Source organism: Streptococcus mobilis (assembly GCF_059727625.1).
This window is the reverse complement of record NZ_AP041823.1, coordinates 86636-105339: the sequence shown is the minus strand read 5'-3', so window position 1 is coordinate 105339 and position 18704 is coordinate 86636. Positions and strand designations below refer to the sequence as shown.

Here is an 18704-nt window from a genome sequence, read left to right as displayed (position 1 = left end):
TTTAAAAAAGGAAAAGAAAGAAAATGACTAAACGCGCACTAATTAGTGTTTCAGACAAAGCGGGCATCGTTGAATTTGCCCAAGAACTTAAAAAACTTGGTTGGGACATTATCTCAACAGGTGGGACTAAAGTTGCCCTTGACAATGCTGGGGTAGACACCATTGCTATCGATGATGTGACTGGTTTCCCAGAAATGATGGACGGTCGTGTGAAGACCCTCCACCCAAATATCCACGGTGGTCTCCTCGCTCGTCGTGACCTCGATAGCCACCTTCAAGCGGCTAAAGACAATAATATCGAATTGATTGACCTTGTTGTGGTCAACCTTTATCCATTCAAGGAAACTATCCTCAAACCAGACGTAACTTACGCTGACGCAGTTGAAAATATCGATATCGGTGGTCCATCAATGCTTCGATCAGCAGCTAAAAACCATGCTAGCGTAACAGTTGTGGTAGATCCTGCTGACTATGCTGTGGTGCTTGACGAATTGGCAGACAATGGCGAAACAAGTTACGAAACTCGCCAACGTTTGGCAGCGAAAGTCTTCCGCCATACGGCAGCCTATGATGCTTTGATCGCAGAATACTTCACTGCTCAAGTAGGTGAAGAAAAACCTGAAAAACTCACTTTGACGTATGACCTTAAGCAACCAATGCGTTACGGTGAAAATCCTCAACAAGACGCAGACTTCTACCAAAAAGCTCTGCCAACGGATTACTCCATCGCTTCAGCGAAACAGTTGAACGGGAAAGAATTGTCCTTCAACAATATCCGTGACGCTGATGCGGCTATCCGGATCATCCGTGATTTCAAAGACCGTCCAACAGTTGTGGCCTTGAAACACATGAACCCATGTGGGATCGGTCAAGCTGACGACATCGAAACTGCTTGGGATTACGCTTATGAGTCTGATCCAGTATCCATCTTCGGTGGTATTGTAGTCCTCAACCGTGAAGTTGACGCTGCGACAGCTCAAAAAATGCACGGTGTCTTCCTTGAAATCATCATTGCACCAAGCTACACAGACGAAGCGCTTGAAATCTTGACAACCAAGAAGAAAAACTTGCGGATCCTTGAGTTGCCATTTGACGCTCAAGACGCTAGCGAAGTGGAAGCAGAATACACTGGTGTTGTTGGTGGTCTCCTCGTTCAAAACCAAGACGTGGTCAAAGAAAGCCCAGCTGACTGGCAAGTGGTTACGAAACGCCAACCAACTGAGACAGAAGCGACAGCTCTTGAGTTTGCTTGGAAAGCTATCAAGTACGTCAAATCAAATGGGATCATTGTGACGAACGACCACATGACACTTGGTGTTGGCCCTGGTCAAACCAACCGTGTGGCTTCAGTTCGTATTGCTATTGACCAAGCTAAAGACCGTCTTGACGGTGCTGTTCTTGCTTCAGATGCCTTCTTCCCGTTTGCTGATAATGTGGAAGAAATCGCCAAAGCAGGTATCAAGGCAATCATCCAACCGGGTGGATCAGTCCGTGACCAAGAGTCAATCGAAGCGGCTGATAAATATGGCTTGACCATGATCTTTACAGGTGTGAGACATTTTAGACATTAATCAAAAAGGCACTCGTTCAACGATGAGTGCCTTTTTTGCTGGTTAAGAAGACCTTAATCTGGGTAGATATAGGTGACGGTCCCCCAGATGGGATTGGTCGGATCGAACCAACCGCGGAAGTTGTCGATATAGCGATGGCCGTTGTAGTTAGCCTCTTGGATCTGAATTTTTTGGTCATGTTCAACGTCTGTAACTAAGGCGACATGGCCATATCCCCCATTATCCCAACAGGCGATGGCACCGACCTCTGGAGTGTCTCCTGTCCGGAATCCCGCAGCGCGTGCACTGGCTGCCCACCTGCCACCGTTTCCCCACCAGTTGTGGGCCCAAGGGGCTAATTCTTTGGCTCCCCAGGTGCACTCACCAATGGGGTAGGTATTTCCCGGGTGTGTCGCGAGTGGAGTGAGCCTTGGCTTTGCCTTTTCCACTTGAAAGCTAGTGGGGAATAGTCCTTTTAGTTGTCCCTGGCTTTTCTGGTAGACGTGGAGATGAAATAGCCCGCTTCCCTTGTGTTTTTGAGCTTGAAAGCGCAGTTGGAAATGTCTAGGTGCGATCTTCTTTGCGGGATACCAGATTAAATCATCCTGCCCATTTTCTTCAGACCAGATGGGGAAGACAATTTCGTCAACGTCTTCGAACAACTTTAGGTCTACCTCATATTCTCGTGAGGAGATGGGTGTGATCGTAATCTTGGGTTGGGAGGAAGCCAGGTCTTTTTGCTGGACGCTGGTCGTGAGAGGGTAAAGGCCGGTTAGCTGTTCATTTGACTCCACTCCATAGACATGGACATGATAAAGTCCGGCTTGATCAGAATGGTTGGTCAATGGCACTTGTAGGTCAAATCCCTTGTCACTGCGTTCTACAGGATACCAAATCAGGTCATCTTGGCCATTTTGGTCAGACCAGATGGGAACTTGGATCTTTTGATACTTATCCGGGACGTTTCCAAGATGAATCACCAGCTGCCCTTTTTCGGCATAGATAGCATTGGTCGCTTGATCTGCATGGGCAATAGAGGCTTGCATGCCCCATGTCGCACAAGTCAGTACAAAAAATTTTTTGATCGTTTGCATAATACTCCTTTTCGTCAATTAGTAGGTCTCACCTATACTATTCGGAAAAAAATGAGAAATAGGAGAAAATAGCAAAAAATGTTTGGATTCTACTGAAAATAGGAGACTTTTGCTGAAATCATTAGAATAAAACGAACGATTATGATATAATCTAATAAAATAATTCGCAAAAGAGGTTCGAGATGAAACTTTTGGTTGTTGGATCTGGTGGTCGTGAGCATGCGATTGCCAAGAAATTGTTGGAGTCTAAAGACGTTGAGCAAGTTTTCGTGGCTCCTGGTAATGACGGGATGCGATTAGATGGTCTGGATTTGATCAATATCGGAATTTCCGAACATTCTAGGCTGATTGATTTCGCAAAAGCGAATGATGTTGCTTGGACCTTCATTGGTCCAGATGATGCCCTTGCAGCTGGTATCGTGGATGATTTCAATGCAGCTGGACTCAAAGCATTTGGTCCGACCAAGGCTGCGGCTGAGCTGGAGTGGTCTAAGGATTTTGCTAAGGAAATCATGGTCAAATACGACGTTCCGACAGCAGCCTATGGAACCTTTTCAGATTTCGAGGAAGCCAAGGCCTACATCGAAGAAAAAGGAGCTCCAATCGTCGTCAAGGCAGACGGTTTGGCCCTTGGGAAAGGTGTCGTCGTTGCGGAGACAGTCGAGCAAGCCGTCGAAGCTGCTCACGAGATGCTTTTGGACAATAAATTCGGTGATTCAGGTGCGCGTGTGGTCATCGAGGAATTCCTTGACGGGGAAGAGTTCTCTCTCTTTGCCTTTGTCAATGGGGACAAGTTCTACATCATGCCAACAGCTCAGGACCACAAACGTGTCTATGATGGCGACAAGGGTCCGAACACTGGTGGGATGGGTGCCTATGCGCCAGTTCCTCACTTGCCACAGAGCGTGGTTGACACAGCAGTTGACACTATTGTCAAGCCAGTTCTTGAAGGCATGATCAAAGAAGGGCGTCCGTACCTAGGTGTCCTTTACGCGGGGCTAATCTTGACAGCTGACGGACCTAAAGTCATCGAATTTAACGCTCGTTTTGGTGATCCTGAAACGCAAATCATCTTGCCTCGTTTGACATCTGACTTTGCACAAAACATCACTGACATTTTGGATGGCAAAGAGCCAGCCATCACTTGGACGGACAAGGGTGTGACATTGGGCGTGGTTGTAGCCTCAAACGGCTACCCACTCGCTTATGAGAAGGGTGTCAAGCTTCCAGCCAAGACAGAGGGCGAAATCATCACTTACTATGCTGGAGCTAAATTTGCTGAAAATGGTCAAGACCTTCTTTCAAACGGCGGACGTGTTTACATGCTAGTAACAACAGCAGACACCGTCAAAGACGGCCAAAATATCATCTACAAGGAACTCAATAAACAAAACACAGAAGGCCTCTTCTATCGTACAGATATCGGTAGCAAGGCGAATAAATAATTAGCGACCGTAGGTCGTAAAAGGCGAGCGAAAGCGAGCTAGTATAGGATAATCGTCGCAGTAGTGGAACTCCTAGTAGCAGAGCTACTAGGAGCGGAAAACTGGAGACTCAGGCTCCAGTTTTAGTAATGGAACGCCACAGGCGGTCGCTTACGTCCGCACTACAATAGACGATTATCAAAAAAGGAGAATAAATGAAACCAGTAATTTCCATTATCATGGGCTCAAAATCTGACTGGGCAACCATGCAAAAAGCTGCTGAAGTCCTCGACAACTTCGGCGTCGCTTACGAAAAGAAAGTTGTTTCCGCACACCGTACACCAGACCTCATGTTCAAACATGCGGAAGAAGCACGTAGCCGTGGCATCAAGGTCATCATCGCGGGTGCAGGTGGTGCAGCTCACTTGCCAGGGATGGTTGCTGCTAAAACAACCCTTCCAGTTATTGGCGTACCCGTCAAATCACGTGCCCTTAGCGGTGTGGATTCACTTTATTCCATCGTTCAGATGCCAGGTGGTGTGCCAGTCGCAACCATGGCGATCGGTGAAGCAGGTGCGACTAACGCAGCCCTTTTTGCCCTCCGTCTTCTTTCAGTAGAGGAGCAGGCTATTGCGACAGCGTTAGCAGATTTCGCTGAAGAACAAGGAAAAATTGCAGAGGAGTCTACAAATGAGCTCAACTAAAATCATTGGGATCATCGGTGGTGGCCAGCTCGGTCAGATGATGGCGATCTCAGCTATCTACATGGGGCACAAGGTCATCGCCTTGGACCCAGCAGCGGATTGCCCAGCCTCTCGTGTGGCGGAAATCATCGTGGCCCCTTACGACGATGTAGAGGCTCTTCGTCAGTTGGCAGATCGCTGTGATGTTCTCACTTATGAATTTGAAAATGTGGATGCTGACGGCCTTGACGCTGTTATCAAAGACGGTCAGCTTCCACAAGGAACAGATCTACTCCGCATTTCTCAAAATCGAATCTTTGAGAAGGACTTTCTTTCCAACAAGGCCCAAGTCACTGTGGCCCCTTACAAGGTTGTGACCTCAAGCCAAGATTTGGCAGCTATCGACCTGTCGAAAAACTATGTCCTCAAGACAGCGACCGGTGGTTACGACGGCCATGGTCAAAAGGTCATTCGTTCAGAAGCAGATTTGGAAGAAGCCTATGCGTTAGCTGATTCAGCAGCCTGCGTTTTAGAAGAGTTCGTCAACTTTGATCTTGAGATTTCAGTCATCGTGTCAGGTAACGGCAAGGATGTGACAGTCTTTCCCGTTCAGGAAAATATCCACCGCAACAACATTCTTTCAAAAACCATTGTGCCAGCTCGCATTTCAGAAAGTCTAGCTGAAAAAGCCAAAGCCATGGCAGTGCGAATCGCAGAACAACTGAACTTGTCTGGTACACTTTGTGTAGAAATGTTTGCGACAGCTGATGACATCATTGTCAACGAAATTGCGCCACGCCCACACAATTCAGGTCACTACTCGATTGAAGCCTGTGACTTTTCACAATTTGACACGCATATCTTGGGTGTTCTCGGAGCACCACTCCCAGCAATCAACCTTCATGCATCGGCTGTCATGCTCAATGTTCTCGGCCAACACGTCGAGGCTGCTGAAACATATGTGACAGAAAATCCAAGCGCTCACCTCCACTTATATGGTAAACTAGAAGCAAAGCACAACCGCAAAATGGGACATGTGACTTTGTTTAGTGATGAACCAGATAAGGTTGAAGAGTTTTAGAGAATTGCTATGGAAAATATAAAATGTTTAGAAGTTATAATGATGGGAACAAAACTCATAACTGTAAGTGAGTTTTATGACTTTTTCGATGAGTTACAATCTAGGGAAGCGGGTAAATTGCCATTATTTTTATATAGCTTTAATTTAATAGATAAGTATGAATTTGGTAAGCTGAGTGGTTCAAATACTACTTTAGAGATAAAAAATAATACTCAAAATACTCATACAAGATTGAATATTGGAGAATATCTTTTAAAAAATAAAATTTACCAGAAAGATGTTTTTGAATTATCAAAAATTGTTGATAGTGATTTGAGAGTTGAAACTTCAGAAAGAGAATTGGTAATTTATGCCGCGGGTGCTCTAAAAGAATATTTTACTGTTTCTATGAATGGTAAACTTGATGTTGAATACGCTGTAAAAGAGTTACTTTGCGAAAGTTGGTTTGCTTGTGGAATAAAATTTATTCAGATTATTAATAATATTGAAAATTGGAGTGATGTTAATCACATTATTAATCGTTTCTCCAATGTTTATTATGATATAGATGTACGAAAGCAAGATATAGAATCAGTGTTTAAATCAATGTATTCAATTGTAGAGAATATGGAACATTGCCCAAAGCCTGGGAAATTTGGTATTAGCCTGCTAACAGAATTTTTAAGATTGTTAATTAATGAAAAAGATATCAATGTTAAAATACAAGAAAAAATCATTAGCTCTTTTATTCAAAGTCAAGAAGAGGTGTTACTAAAAAATAAAGAGGAGTTAATAAGAAGTTTCTACGTTAATATATATTTGGAACAGGTGTATAATAGAATTTATACTGTAAAAAAATCAGAGAATAATGATTCATTAGAATTCGAATTGTTAAATATTCGTCTTTGGGATATTTTGGGAAATAAGGAATTCTTAGATTATATGGAAAATGAAGATTTTAAAACACTTTCTTTAGAAAATCTTTATATTGGTCAGGCATTTGGGAAAGACGGAAATCGAAATGTTTTTGATAGGATAGGAGAAGGGCATGAAAAACTTCAAAGAATAATATCAACAGTACCTTCCAATAAAGAAGTAGCTTTACTATTTTTTTCTATGAGACCAAAAGGAAATTTATTTATAAGTCAATATGGATTAGAAGCTACAAAGCAGCTAAAAGAATTATTGAATGACAATATTGAACCAAAAGAGTATGTTGATCTGGCTGAAATTGCATTGATAACGTATTTGAAACCTAAGTACAATACTCAGCACATTAAAGATGATTTCAAAAGTTTGAAAACAGCTAAAGTTAAGGACATTATTAAAAGTAATGACGGTATACAAATTTTTATGGATTTTGAAAAAGTTAATTGGGAGATTATTTCAAGTAGTTGCACAAATAAGTTCGTTTCTAATAAACCTTATTTATATTGTCTTTTTAAAAAAGAAGCATTTAACTTAAAAATTAATGAGATTGAAAATTTATTTGAGACATATGTAGTAGATTAAGTAGATTTTTAAAAATTAAATAGAAAAGGAAGGAACAAGGGTCCTCGTATTTATAAAAACCGTATCCTTGAGAAGGACTTCGTCTCAAATAAGTTTCTAGTGAGGGGAGCTTCGTACAAGGTTGTGAAGTCAAGAATTGGTTAGGTATTGATTTCTATAAAAACTATGTTCTTAAAATTGTGACAGGTGGTTACAACGTCCATGGTCAAAAAGTCATTCGTTCAGGACTGGATTTGGAATAAGTTTTTGCTTTAATGGATTCATCACACAACATTCTTTCGAAAACTATCGTTCCAACTCGCATTTCAGAAAACCTTTAGGCCGAAATCAAAGCTATGGGTGTAAAGATTGCTGAACAATTTAACCTTTCAGGTACCCTATGTGTGAAGATGTTTGAGACAGCTGATGACATAATTATCAATGAACTTGCACCACACCCGCGTAATTCAGGTTACTACTTAATCGAAACCTGCCACTTTTTACAGCTTGACATGTATATCTTCGGTATACTCGGAGCACTACTCGCAGATATCTACCTGCTGTCATGCTCAATGTTCTCGGGCAACAGGTCTAAGCTACTGAAAAAATTATGACAGAAAATCAAGTATTTACCTACATTTATATGGTAAACTAGAAGCGAAGCACAATCGTAAGATGAGATATGTGACTTTGATTGGTAGTGAACCTGATAAGGTTGAGGAACTTTAACTTTTCTTAGGTAAAGGGAGAATAATAATGGGAATTGATGATTTAATTTTTAATAGAACAAATACAGATATAGTCGTAAGTAGTGATCCAATTCAAATATTTAATTATTTAGACAAAAAGGATGGTTTTGGATATCTTCGAACAAACCAAGCAGACTTCTTAAAAGAATGGAATGAACGGCGATCTGAACGTGATATCGTTGGTGTAATGCATACAGGAGCCGGTAAAACGCTAGTTGGTTTGCTGATGCTTCAATCTAAGTTAGTTGAAGAGAAAGAGCCAGCAATATATTTATGTCCAACAAAGCAACTTGTAGAACAGACTGTCAAGCAAGCAAGCCACTACGGAATGGATATTTGTGAAATAGGTGACGATAATCGTATTCCGATAGAGTTTAAAAATGCTGAAAAAATATTAGTTACGACTTTTTCTAAACTTTTTAATGGGAAGTCCATTTTTGGAGTTAAAGATTTCACTAATACATCTAGTATAATAAAAATAGGTAGCGTTCTGATAGATGATGCACACTCTTGTGTTGATTATGCTAGAAATAGTTCGACGATTATAATAAAAAATGATACTCCAGCATTTAATGGAATTTTTGAATTATTCAAAGCAGAAATTGAAAGGCAAAGTTATGGAAAATACAATTCAATTCAAAGGTCTGACGCCAGCGTGAGTATTCAGGTTCCATATTGGGAATGGTTATCGAAAATTAGAGATGTGAAAAAGATTCTAAGCACCCATTTCTCACAAGAAAGTGCAGATTTTGAGTATCGTATGATACAAAATTTATTAGATTTTTCTCGTTGTTATATTTCGGGAACACAAATTGAGATTACACCTAAATATAATCCTATCGAACAAATACCGTCGTTTAGCAATGCTAAACATCGATATATTCTATCTGCCACTATAAATGAAAAGGATTTGAGGGAAGAATTAGGGATTGAACAAAGCGCAATTGAAAATCCTATTGTGACAAACAGCTATGTTATTGATGTTGGCGAGAGAATGATACTAGCACCTACTAAGTATCATAAAGATATAACTGATAGCATTATAAGAAGTTGGATGATTGCTGAGTGTAAAAAACAAAATATGGGACTGGTTGTTATAGTACCTTCTCGAAATTCATCGGCAACACAAGAATGGGAGAAGCTAGGTGCGAAGATAATTGATAATTCGAATTATGAAGATATCTTTAGCGGCATAGAATCTGGTAACAGGGAACAAGTAGTATTAGTAAATAGATATGAGGGAATAGACTTTCCAGGAGAACAATCACATATTCTTATTTTGGATGGTTTACCTGAGTTTTCTACAAATAAAGATAAGGCTATTTCAACTACCTCCCAGGATAACAACTGGAAATTAAAAATCATTCAAAAAATTGAACAAGGACTAGGGAGAACAGTACGATCAAATAGCGATTATAGTGTAGTTTTGTTGCTTGGAGACAAGCTCATCGATTTTATTAGCCTGAAATCAAATATGAAATATTTTTCTTTAGCAACTCAAGCCCAACTTTCTATTAGTAATGAACTAGTTTCTGGATTTGTAATTTCAGATGTTAAAGCTGCAAAAGAAGAAATTGTGAAGTCAATCAACTACTGTTTGAGTAGAAATCCAAGCTGGGTAAAGTATGCTAAAGATAAATTATCTGAAGTGAATGTGTCGGAGTTAGCACATACAGATATCTCTGATATTGAAAATGAGTACGATTCCTATAAGCAGTATGTAAGACATGATTTTGTTAATTCTATATCTAAGTTGGAAGCTTTGCGAGCTAATAAATCTGGGAACGAGCTTGGTAGGATTTATCAAGAGGAAGCAGAGGTTAGATTTTATAGTAGTGATATTCAAAACTCTCAAAATTTACAAAATCTAGCATTTGAAGAATGGGATTATGCTTTTAAACCGGAAACTTCAGGATACCAAAAAGCGCTAAAAGCACCAGATATAATAGAAGCATCATTTAGATTTATTACAGACCATAGTGATAAATATTCACTAAGTAAATTTATAAATGATATAATAAGCAAATTACGTTATGATAATGAAGCATCTTCAGAACATTTTGAAAAAGCAGTTGAAGATTTAGGGAAATTACTCGGTTTACATTCCACTAGACCAGAAAAGATAAAGGATGATGGAGGGCCAGATAATCTGTGGCTTTCCAGAGACTATCAATTTGTTATAGAGTGCAAAAATAGAGAAGTTAATAATATTAATAAAGGTGATGTAGAACAATTACTTCATTCAGAATTGTGGTTCACTAATAATTATGGTGGTATGTACCATCAAAAATTGATTTTATTTCATGCAAAGTCAGAGAAAGAAAGAGAAGTTCAGTTTTCAGATAATATGTATATTGTTTCGAGAGAGAAACTTAATAGGCTTAAAGATAGAATAGAACAATTGAAGCAATTATTAAATGATAATTTCGATGGTCTAACTAAAGAACAATTACAGCAATATCTTTTCAAAACAAAACTTAATATTGGACAAATTGAACATCATTTCTTTACCAAAGCTAAATAAAGTTTGATTATACAGTGGAGAGAAATAGGATACTAGCTAGAAATAAAGGCAATATAAAAGAAAGGAACAGGGGACTCCGTATTCATTTAATTGAATACGAAGCTATGAACCTTATCAATTACTATGATTCAACTTATCGTCAACGCATTTGTTGAAAAAGAGAAGACTGGAGCAGTCGTCGAAGTCTTGTATGCTAGTAGTGATCATGAAAAAGTGAAAGCTAAGTATGAAGAGCTAGTTATACAATATCCTGAAAACTATTTAGCCATCTATGATCTACCGTTAGATACGGATTTGAATACACTGGATCATTATCCATCTGTTTGGATTGGGAAAGAAGAATTTGAATAGGAGAACTTAGTATATGGGGATATTTAGTTTTGGGAAGCCTAAAGATGAAGTTCTAGAAAATAAAATTCAAAAATTAAACCAAGAAATAGAATTAAAGAAAAAGAGTTTAGATGAATTAAAATTACAAATACAAACTGCTAAGGAAATATATTCTTTAAATGAAGAATTAGCAAATAAACAGAGTGAGCTTGATCGTTTAAATTATGAAATTTCTTTAGCAAATGATGACTTAGGTTTACAAGAATTTGGCTTTTTTAATCGGCAATATAAATTCACTGATTCACTTCAATACAAAGAAGCTTTAGAAAATCTTAGACTTAGGGAAAAAGAACTTGTTAAAAATGATAATGCTGCAAAGACTATTTGGACCTACACTTTTAACAACAGTGAAAAAAAGGGTCGTGCGATTCAAAATAAATTAAAAAAGGTGGCAATTCGAGGTTTTAATGGGGAAGCAGATGCCTTACTAGTAAAAGCAACGCCTGCTAATGTTGAGAATAAGAAGACCGCTCTTATACGCTCGTTTGATCAGTTGAACAAAATTTATGCTAGTAATGGTATAGAGATTAGTCCAGAATATTTACAACTGAAATTGCTTGAATTTCAATTGGCTGTTGAGTACGAGCTTCAGAAGCAAGAAGAAAAAGAGTTGCTTCGTGAACAACGGGAAAAGGAACGAGAAGATAAAAAACTTCAAGCTGAGATTAAAGCGAAACGAAAGCAATTGGAAAAGGATAGAGATCACTTTAAAAATATGGTTGCTAAGGTAACAGAGTTACTAAAAGAAGCAAAAAATGATGAAGTAGATGAACTCAGACGCCAATTGACTGAATATCAAGATAAACTATCTGAATTAGATGAAATTGAAGAAGACATTGATTACCGAGAAGGCCATGCAACAGCAGGATATGTGTATGTGATATCTAACATAGGATCTTTTGGTGAAGATGTATATAAAATTGGAGTAACTCGCCGTTTAGAGCCGTTAGAACGAATCAGGGAGTTGAGCAGTGCATCTGTACCATTTCAATTTGATGTCCATGCTTTGATATTTAGTGAGGAAGCATTTGCACTGGAAACAGAATTACACAATCAACTTGCTAATTATAAAGTAAATAAGGTGAATGGAAGAAAAGAGTATTTCAAGGTTCCCTTTGATAAAATTAAAAGTATTTTAGCATCCCATAAAGAATTAACGGTGGAGCTGAATGAAAATGCTGAAGCTTTTGAATACAGGCAAACCAAAGCTATTGAAGATAAACAGTTATAACAAAACTATTTTTAGTCGTTAAACGGATGTTTCACCCCGTGGGAAAAGCGGAAGCGGCGGAAATCTTGAGACTCTAGGCTCAAGATTTAGTCATGAGATTCCGGAGGAATCTGCTGACGTCCGCCCCACTTAAGTGGAACATCAACAGAAAGGAAAAAAACTATGATTGAACGTTACTCTCGCCCAGAAATGGCGAACATTTGGACTGAAGAAAATAAATACCGTGCTTGGCTTGAGGTGGAAATCTTGGCTGATGAAGCATGGGCTGAGTTGGGAGAAATCCCTAAGGAAGATGTGGCTTTGATTCGTGAAAAAGCGGACTTTGACATCGACCGTATTTTGGAAATCGAGCAGCAAACTCGTCACGATGTGGTGGCTTTCACACGTGCGGTTTCTGAAACGCTTGGTGAAGAGCGCAAGTGGGTTCACTATGGTTTGACTTCTACTGACGTGGTGGATACTGCCTATGGTTACCTCTACAAACAAGCCAACGACATCATCCGCAAGGACCTTGAAAACTTCCTTAACATCATTGCTGACAAAGCGAAAGAACACAAGTTCACCATCATGATGGGTCGTACCCACGGTGTGCACGCTGAGCCGACAACTTTTGGGCTTAAATTGGCCACTTGGTACAGCGAAATGAAACGGAACATCGAGCGTTTTGAGCACGCGGCTGCTGGTGTGGAAGCTGGTAAGATTTCTGGTGCGGTTGGTAACTTTGCCAACATCCCACCATTCGTTGAAAAATACGTCTGCGACAAACTTGGTATCCGTGCTCAAGAAATCTCTACACAGGTCCTTCCTCGTGACCTTCACGCTGAGTATTTTGCAGTTCTTGCTAGCATCGCAACTTCTATCGAGCGTATGGCGACTGAGATCCGTGGTCTTCAAAAATCTGAACAACGTGAAGTGGAAGAGTTCTTTGCCAAAGGTCAAAAAGGTTCTTCAGCTATGCCTCACAAACGTAACCCAATCGGTTCTGAAAACATGACAGGTCTTGCACGTGTGATCCGTGGTCACATGGTCACAGCTTATGAAAATGTGTCACTCTGGCATGAACGGGACATCTCTCACTCATCAGCTGAGCGGATCATCGCACCAGACACAACTATCTTGATTGACTACATGCTCAATCGTTTCGGAAACATCGTTAAGAACTTGACAGTCTTCCCAGAAAACATGATCCGCAACATGAACTCTACATTTGGTTTGATCTTCAGCCAACGTGCTATGCTGACTTTGATTGAAAAAGGTATGACGCGTGAGCAGGCTTACGACCTTGTTCAACCGAAGACTGCCCAATCATGGGATAACCAAGTAGACTTTAAACCACTTCTTGAAGCAGATCCAGAGGTAACATCTCGTCTCACTCAAGAAGAAATCGACGAAATCTTCAACCCTACCTACTACACTAAACGGGTGGATGAAATCTTCGAACGCATTGGTTTGGGTGACTAATCGCAACGAAAAACGGGAATTTGAAAAATAGACGAAAAGAAGCAGAGGAACCTGCTTCTTTTTTAAACTTTTTATAGCCAAACTATCACTAATTATATATATTTTTATAGAGGGCTTTAAAAATCGCTTTCAACGTGTTATACTGAACCTATAAAAAAAGACCGAGGTGTCTCAGTCTTTTTGGTTCTTAGTGATCGCGACTACAGGAGATGAATTTAATCTTGTAGTAGTCTCCGCGTTTATAGGTTTCCGTGTATTCAAGGATTTGGCCAGTCGCTTCTAGCTTGGTCGTCTTCACTTGTTTGACCGTTGGGAAATTTTCGTCGATCTTTAATACTTTGGCCACCTTGCTAGGTGTAGGGAAGACGATTTCGTTGACTTCTTCGAAGTGCTCATCATTCATATGAATGTGGTAGTCTTCTTTGAAGCGATCATAGATAGAGCTATAGTATTCCAAATTTGGATAGTTTGGATTGATGTATTGTTCAGGAATATAGGTTTGGTGGAAGATATACGTATCATCCTCTATTTGACGAGTCCGTTCGATCTTATAGTAGAATTGCGTTGGATTGAGGCCTAGTTTGTCTAGGATGTTCAAGGTATTTCCGCGTTTAATAGAGAGAACTTTGACTTTGGCTTTTTGGATGGGGAAAGTTTCAACATCTGAAAACTCAACCAGTTTGTGTTTTCGAGCACGAGAAACAAAGGTCCCTTTTCCTTGCTGGCGGACAATGTAACCATCAGCAGCGAGGTCGTTCAAAGCACGGACAACGGTGATAGAGCTGACATCATAAATTTTAATGAGTTCAGCTTCCGTATAAAATTTATCTCCATTTTCAAATTTTCCTGAGATAATTTGTTGCTTCAATTCATCTTTGATGTGTTGGTACTTTGGAATTGCCATAGTGCTACCTCTCTTTAGATTTCTCTTATGTAACCTTATTTTAACATATTTTTTACAAAAGTGTTGACATTTTTAAAATAATTTATTATATTAATAAATGTAAGTGATTACATACAAGAAAGGGAGGCGTTTATGGATGTTTTTGAAATTCGCGATGATTTCTATTTAAAAGGTCAACCTTTCAAGATTTTGTCTGGAGCGATTCATTATTTTCGAATTGATCCTGCCGACTGGTATCATTCCTTGTTTAATCTAAAGGCTTTGGGTTTCAACACGGTTGAGACTTATGTGCCATGGAATGTGCATGAACCCCACAAGGGGCAGTTTGACTTTAGTGGTCGGTTGGATCTAGAACGTTTCATCAAAACAGCTCAGTCCCTAGGACTTTACATGATTGTAAGGCCATCGCCCTTTATTTGTGCAGAATGGGATTTTGGTGGCTTGCCAGCCTGGCTCTTGGAAGAAGATATGCGCATCCGCTCATCGGACCCAGCCTTTATCGAAGCGGTGGATCGTTATTATGATCACTTGCTTGGGTTGTTGACGCGCTACCAAGTGGATCAGGGTGGTCCAATCCTCATGATGCAGGTTGAAAATGAGTATGGCTCTTATGGAGAGGACAAAGCTTATCTGCGTGCCATTCGGGATTTGATGAAGAAAAAAGGTGTGACCTGTCCCCTCTTTACATCAGATGGTCCATGGCGAGCGACGCTAAGAGCAGGAACCTTGATCGAAGATGACCTCTTTGTGACAGGGAACTTCGGCTCCAAAGCAGCTTACAATTTTGGCCAGATGCAAGAATTCTTTGACGAATACGGCAAGAAATGGCCCTTGATGTGTATGGAATTCTGGGATGGCTGGTTTACCCGCTGGAAGGAACCCGTGATTCAAAGGGAGCCAGAGGAGTTGGCAGAAGCTGTACATGAGGTCTTGGAGCTTGGCTCCATTAATCTCTATATGTTTCATGGCGGAACCAATTTCGGCTTTATGAATGGGTGCTCAGCTCGGGGAACGCTCGATTTGCCACAGGTCACTTCTTACGACTATGGGGCTTTGCTCAATGAGCAGGGCAATCCGACAGAGAAGTATTATGCTATTCAAAAAATGATGGCGGCCTATTATCCGGAATACCCACAGCAGGAACCGCTCATCAAAGAGTGTTTGCCAGAACAAACCTTGCAATTGGCAGCCAAGACTAGTCTTTTTGGGAATCTGGACAATCTGGCTCAGGTTGAGACCAGCCTTTATCCCGAAAAGATGGAAGAGTTGGGGCAAACCACAGGTTATCTACTATATGAGACAGACCTTGAGTTGGATGCGGAAGAAGAAAGATTGCGCATCATTGATGGTCGGGATCGGGTACAAATTTACCTAGATGATCGCCATGTAGCAACACAATACCAAACAGAGATCGGTGAAGATCTTTTTATCAAAGGAAAAAAGAAAGCGGTTACGAATTTAAAAATCTTGCTTGAGAATATGGGACGTGTCAACTACGGGCACAAGCTCTTAGCTGATAGCCAGCACAAGGGCATTCGTACAGGTGTCTGTGTGGATTTGCATTTCCACCTTCATTGGAAGCAGTATCCACTGGATTTACAAGATCTCAGTCAGCTCGATTTTTCAAAGGAATGGCAGGCAGGTGCTCCAGCCTTTTACCGATATGATTTTCAGCTGGACCACACCCTTGATACCTATCTAGATATGACAGGATTTGGAAAGGGGGTCGTCTTTGTCAATGGCCATAACCTTGGCCGCTTCTGGGAGGTCGGACCGACCACTTCACTTTATGTGCCTCATGGTTTCCTCAAAGAAGGAGCCAATAGCCTGATCGTCTTTGAGACAGAAGGGCGTTACCAAGAGACACTTCAGCTTGTTCAACAACCTACATTCAAAGAAGTAAAGGGGGAAAACTTATGACTATTGTAGGATGCCGTATCGATGGACGTTTGATCCACGGGCAGGTAGCCAATCTTTGGACTACCAAACTAAATGTTTCACGTATCATGGTGATCGATGATGAAGTCGCTCAAAATGATATCGAAAAAAGTGGCTTGAAACTAGCGACACCACCTGGTGTTAAGCTTAGTATCTTGCCAGTCGCAAAAGCTGCGGAAAATATCTTGGCTGGAAAATATGATAGCCAACGACTCTTTATCGTAGCTCGCAAACCAGATCGTTTCCTTCGTTTGATCGAAGCAGGCGTTCAGCTTGAAACGCTGAATGTCGGCAATATGTCTCAATCCGATGAGACCCGCGCGATTACCCGCTCGATCAATGTGGTGGACGCGGACGTGGAAGACTTCAACAAGATCCACGAAAAAGGTGTGAAAATTACGTCTCAGATGGTGCCAAACGACACTGCAGAAGACTTTATGAAGTTATTAAAGTAAAAGAAAATTTTTAGGAGGAAATTGTCATGATACAATGGTGGCAAATTTTACTACTTACTTTGTACTCAGCTTATCAAATCTGTGATGAGTTGACGATTGTTTCATCAGCAGGCTCACCAGTCTTTGCTGGTTTCATTACAGGACTTGTTATGGGGGATTTAGGAACAGGTCTCTTTATCGGAGCTTCTCTTCAATTGACAGTACTCGGTGTTGGTACTTTTGGTGGAGCTTCTCGTATTGACGCAACATCTGGTGCCGTTCTTGCAACTGCCTTCTCAGTAGCGCAAGGCATTAAACCAGAAATTGCGATTTCAACTATTGCCGTTCCCGTAGCTGCTCTCTTGACTTATGCAGATATCCTTGGCCGTATGAGTACTACTGCCTTTGCACACCGTATTGATGCGGCAATCGAACGCTTTGATTATAAAGGAATTGAACGCAACTACCTTCTTGGTGCGGTTCCTTGGGCTCTCTCTCGTGCCCTTCCAGTCTTCTTGGCTCTTGCCTTTGGTGGTGCTTTTGTCCAATCTGTTGTTGACTTTGTTGCAAAATATCAATGGTTTGCAAACGGCTTGACACTTGCAGGTCGCATGCTCCCTGGTCTTGGTTTTGCAATCTTGCTTCACTACTTGCCTGTGAAACGTCACCTTCACTATCTTGCCCTTGGTTTTGGCTTGACAGCGATGTTGACAGTGCTTTACAGCAATGTTCAAAGTGTTGGTGCTGCAATTTCTGCTATGCTTGGAACAGATGCTTTTGCAAAACTTCCAAAAGAACAAATGGTTGCCTTCGCAAACAACTTCAAATCTGTATCTATGATCGGGGTTGCCATCATCGGTATCTTCCTTGCAGTGCAACACTTTAAAAACAGCCAACGTACAGTTGTAGCTGCTCCAGCAAGCAATGTAGAAAGCGGGGAAATTGAAGATGACGAATTCTAAGAACTACAAACTCACTAAAGAGGATTTTAAACAAATCAACAAACGTAGCCTCTTCACCTTCCAATTGGGTTGGAACTACGAACGGATGCAGGCTTCTGGTTACCTTTACATGCTTCTTCCACAATTGCGGAAAATGTATGGAGACGGCACACCTGAATTGAAAGAAATGATGAAATTGCATACGCAATTCTTCAATACTTCTCCATTCTTCCACACCATTATCACTGGTTTTGATTTGGCTTTGGAAGAAAAAGATGGTGTCAACTCTAAAGATGCGGTTAACGGGATCAAGACAGGTCTCATGGGACCATTTGCCCCTCTTGGAGACTCTATCTTTGGATCTTTGGTTCCGGCTATTATGGGATCTATTGCAGCAACCATCGCGTCACAAGGTCAACCATGGGGGATCTTCCTTTGGATTGCTGTAGCAGTTGCGTATGATATCTTCCGTTGGAAACAGTTGGAATTTGCTTATAAAGAAGGTACCAACTTGATTAACAACATGCAAAGTACCTTGACAGCTTTGATCGAAGCAGCTTCTGTACTTGGTATCTTCATGGTCGGTGCCTTGATTGCAACCATGATCAATGTGGATGTAACCTGGATGCCACACATCGGGGACAAAGCCATCGATATTCAAGACATGCTCAATTTGATCTTCCCACGCTTGGTTCCAGCTATTATCACAGGTGTGATTTACTGGTTGCTTGGACGTAAAGGAATGAACTCAACTAAAGCCATCTTGTTGATTATCGTCGCAGCGATTGCCTTTTCTGCCTTTGGTCATTTCTGCTTCGGCATGCAATAAT

The 18704-nt window shown here is 40.7% G+C and carries 15 protein-coding genes and 1 pseudogene; 14 read left to right on the top strand and 2 right to left on the bottom strand.

The genetic code is table 11. From position 1 onward, the window contains the following. Positions 1 to 23: 23 nt before the first annotated feature. Complete coding sequence (gene purH / locus AC6IZR_RS00575; RefSeq protein WP_497848586.1) at positions 24 to 1571, top strand: bifunctional phosphoribosylaminoimidazolecarboxamide formyltransferase/IMP cyclohydrolase; 1548 nt, start codon at positions 24 to 26, stop codon at positions 1569 to 1571. A 53-nt stretch (positions 1572 to 1624) separates the two neighbouring features. Here the strand turns inward: purH and AC6IZR_RS00570 are convergent, their stop codons facing one another. Beyond that, positions 1625 to 2644, bottom strand: coding sequence for a GBS Bsp-like repeat-containing protein (locus AC6IZR_RS00570; protein ID WP_497848585.1), 1020 nt, complete (start codon positions 2642 to 2644; stop codon positions 1625 to 1627). Between the two features lie 182 nt (positions 2645 to 2826). Here AC6IZR_RS00570 and purD point away from each other — a divergent pair, with 182 nt between their 5' ends. From purD to purB, 9 genes and pseudogenes are all read left to right on the top strand, one after another. Continuing rightward, the gene (gene purD, locus AC6IZR_RS00565) at positions 2827 to 4089 is read left to right on the top strand and encodes a phosphoribosylamine--glycine ligase (protein WP_497848584.1); all 1263 of its coding nucleotides are present in this window, start codon (positions 2827 to 2829) and stop codon (positions 4087 to 4089) included. Positions 4090 to 4283: 194 nt separating this feature from the next. Then, the gene (purE, locus tag AC6IZR_RS00560; protein WP_497848583.1) at positions 4284 to 4772 is read left to right on the top strand and encodes a 5-(carboxyamino)imidazole ribonucleotide mutase; all 489 of its coding nucleotides are present in this window, start codon (positions 4284 to 4286) and stop codon (positions 4770 to 4772) included. Then, entirely contained in the window at positions 4759 to 5832 is a 1074-nt protein-coding gene (gene purK / locus AC6IZR_RS00555; protein WP_497848582.1) for a 5-(carboxyamino)imidazole ribonucleotide synthase, read from the top strand. The genes purE and purK overlap by 14 nt, the downstream gene beginning before the upstream one ends. 9 nt (positions 5833 to 5841) lie before the next feature. Continuing rightward, a complete protein-coding gene (locus AC6IZR_RS00550; RefSeq protein WP_497848581.1) occupies positions 5842 to 7323 on the top strand; it encodes a hypothetical protein in 1482 nt (493 codons plus the stop codon). 45 nt (positions 7324 to 7368) lie between these two features. After that, a pseudogene (locus tag AC6IZR_RS00545) lies at positions 7369 to 8031 on the top strand (ATP-grasp domain-containing protein); the annotation flags it as partial. A 27-nt stretch (positions 8032 to 8058) separates the two neighbouring features. Beyond that, the gene (locus tag AC6IZR_RS00540; protein ID WP_497848580.1) at positions 8059 to 10575 is read left to right on the top strand and encodes a DEAD/DEAH box helicase; all 2517 of its coding nucleotides are present in this window, start codon (positions 8059 to 8061) and stop codon (positions 10573 to 10575) included. A 123-nt stretch (positions 10576 to 10698) separates the two neighbouring features. Further along, positions 10699 to 10926, top strand: coding sequence for a phosphoribosylaminoimidazole carboxylase (locus tag AC6IZR_RS00535; protein ID WP_497848579.1), 228 nt, complete (start codon positions 10699 to 10701; stop codon positions 10924 to 10926). A 13-nt stretch (positions 10927 to 10939) separates the two neighbouring features. Further along, positions 10940 to 12196 carry an SNIPE associated domain-containing protein gene (locus AC6IZR_RS00530; RefSeq protein WP_497848578.1) on the top strand — a complete coding sequence of 419 codons (1257 nt, stop codon included), beginning with the start codon at positions 10940 to 10942 and terminating at the stop codon, positions 12194 to 12196. Between the two features lie 162 nt (positions 12197 to 12358). After that, a complete protein-coding gene (purB, locus tag AC6IZR_RS00525) occupies positions 12359 to 13657 on the top strand; it encodes an adenylosuccinate lyase (protein ID WP_003009314.1) in 1299 nt (432 codons plus the stop codon). A 187-nt stretch (positions 13658 to 13844) separates the two neighbouring features. Here the strand turns inward: purB and AC6IZR_RS00520 are convergent, their stop codons facing one another. Continuing rightward, positions 13845 to 14561 carry a GntR family transcriptional regulator gene (locus AC6IZR_RS00520; RefSeq protein WP_014712626.1) on the bottom strand — a complete coding sequence of 239 codons (717 nt, stop codon included), beginning with the start codon at positions 14559 to 14561 and terminating at the stop codon, positions 13845 to 13847. 132 nt (positions 14562 to 14693) lie between these two features. Here AC6IZR_RS00520 and AC6IZR_RS00515 point away from each other — a divergent pair, with 132 nt between their 5' ends. Genes AC6IZR_RS00515 through AC6IZR_RS00500 form a run of 4 tightly spaced genes read left to right on the top strand, consistent with a single transcriptional unit; the run spans position 14694 to position 18703 of the window. Next, complete coding sequence (locus AC6IZR_RS00515; RefSeq protein WP_497848577.1) at positions 14694 to 16481, top strand: glycoside hydrolase family 35 protein; 1788 nt, start codon at positions 14694 to 14696, stop codon at positions 16479 to 16481. Continuing rightward, positions 16478 to 16954, top strand: coding sequence for a PTS sugar transporter subunit IIB (locus AC6IZR_RS00510; RefSeq protein ID WP_003009322.1), 477 nt, complete (start codon positions 16478 to 16480; stop codon positions 16952 to 16954). Before AC6IZR_RS00515 ends, AC6IZR_RS00510 begins: the two co-directional genes overlap by 4 nt. A gap of 26 nt (positions 16955 to 16980) precedes the next feature. Further along, a complete protein-coding gene (locus AC6IZR_RS00505; RefSeq protein WP_156671591.1) occupies positions 16981 to 17895 on the top strand; it encodes a PTS mannose/fructose/sorbose/N-acetylgalactosamine transporter subunit IIC in 915 nt (304 codons plus the stop codon). Then, on the top strand, positions 17882 to 18703 hold the full coding sequence (locus AC6IZR_RS00500) for a PTS system mannose/fructose/sorbose family transporter subunit IID (protein WP_003015398.1): 822 nt from the start codon (positions 17882 to 17884) through the stop codon (positions 18701 to 18703). Before AC6IZR_RS00505 ends, AC6IZR_RS00500 begins: the two co-directional genes overlap by 14 nt. Position 18704 lies beyond the last annotated feature (1 nt).

Coding starts and splice junctions, on each gene's coding strand:
- purH (WP_497848586.1), top strand. CDS start 24: ATGACTAAACGCGCACTAATTAGTGTTTCAGACAAAGCGGGCATCGTT.
- AC6IZR_RS00570 (WP_497848585.1), bottom strand. CDS start 2,644: ATGCAAACGATCAAAAAATTTTTTGTACTGACTTGTGCGACATGGGGC.
- purD (WP_497848584.1), top strand. CDS start 2,827: ATGAAACTTTTGGTTGTTGGATCTGGTGGTCGTGAGCATGCGATTGCC.
- purE (WP_497848583.1), top strand. CDS start 4,284: ATGAAACCAGTAATTTCCATTATCATGGGCTCAAAATCTGACTGGGCA.
- purK (WP_497848582.1), top strand. CDS start 4,759: ATGAGCTCAACTAAAATCATTGGGATCATCGGTGGTGGCCAGCTCGGT.
- AC6IZR_RS00550 (WP_497848581.1), top strand. CDS start 5,842: ATGGAAAATATAAAATGTTTAGAAGTTATAATGATGGGAACAAAACTC.
- AC6IZR_RS00540 (WP_497848580.1), top strand. CDS start 8,059: ATGGGAATTGATGATTTAATTTTTAATAGAACAAATACAGATATAGTC.
- AC6IZR_RS00535 (WP_497848579.1), top strand. CDS start 10,699: ATGATTCAACTTATCGTCAACGCATTTGTTGAAAAAGAGAAGACTGGA.
- AC6IZR_RS00530 (WP_497848578.1), top strand. CDS start 10,940: ATGGGGATATTTAGTTTTGGGAAGCCTAAAGATGAAGTTCTAGAAAAT.
- purB (WP_003009314.1), top strand. CDS start 12,359: ATGATTGAACGTTACTCTCGCCCAGAAATGGCGAACATTTGGACTGAA.
- AC6IZR_RS00520 (WP_014712626.1), bottom strand. CDS start 14,561: ATGGCAATTCCAAAGTACCAACACATCAAAGATGAATTGAAGCAACAA.
- AC6IZR_RS00515 (WP_497848577.1), top strand. CDS start 14,694: ATGGATGTTTTTGAAATTCGCGATGATTTCTATTTAAAAGGTCAACCT.
- AC6IZR_RS00510 (WP_003009322.1), top strand. CDS start 16,478: ATGACTATTGTAGGATGCCGTATCGATGGACGTTTGATCCACGGGCAG.
- AC6IZR_RS00505 (WP_156671591.1), top strand. CDS start 16,981: ATGATACAATGGTGGCAAATTTTACTACTTACTTTGTACTCAGCTTAT.
- AC6IZR_RS00500 (WP_003015398.1), top strand. CDS start 17,882: ATGACGAATTCTAAGAACTACAAACTCACTAAAGAGGATTTTAAACAA.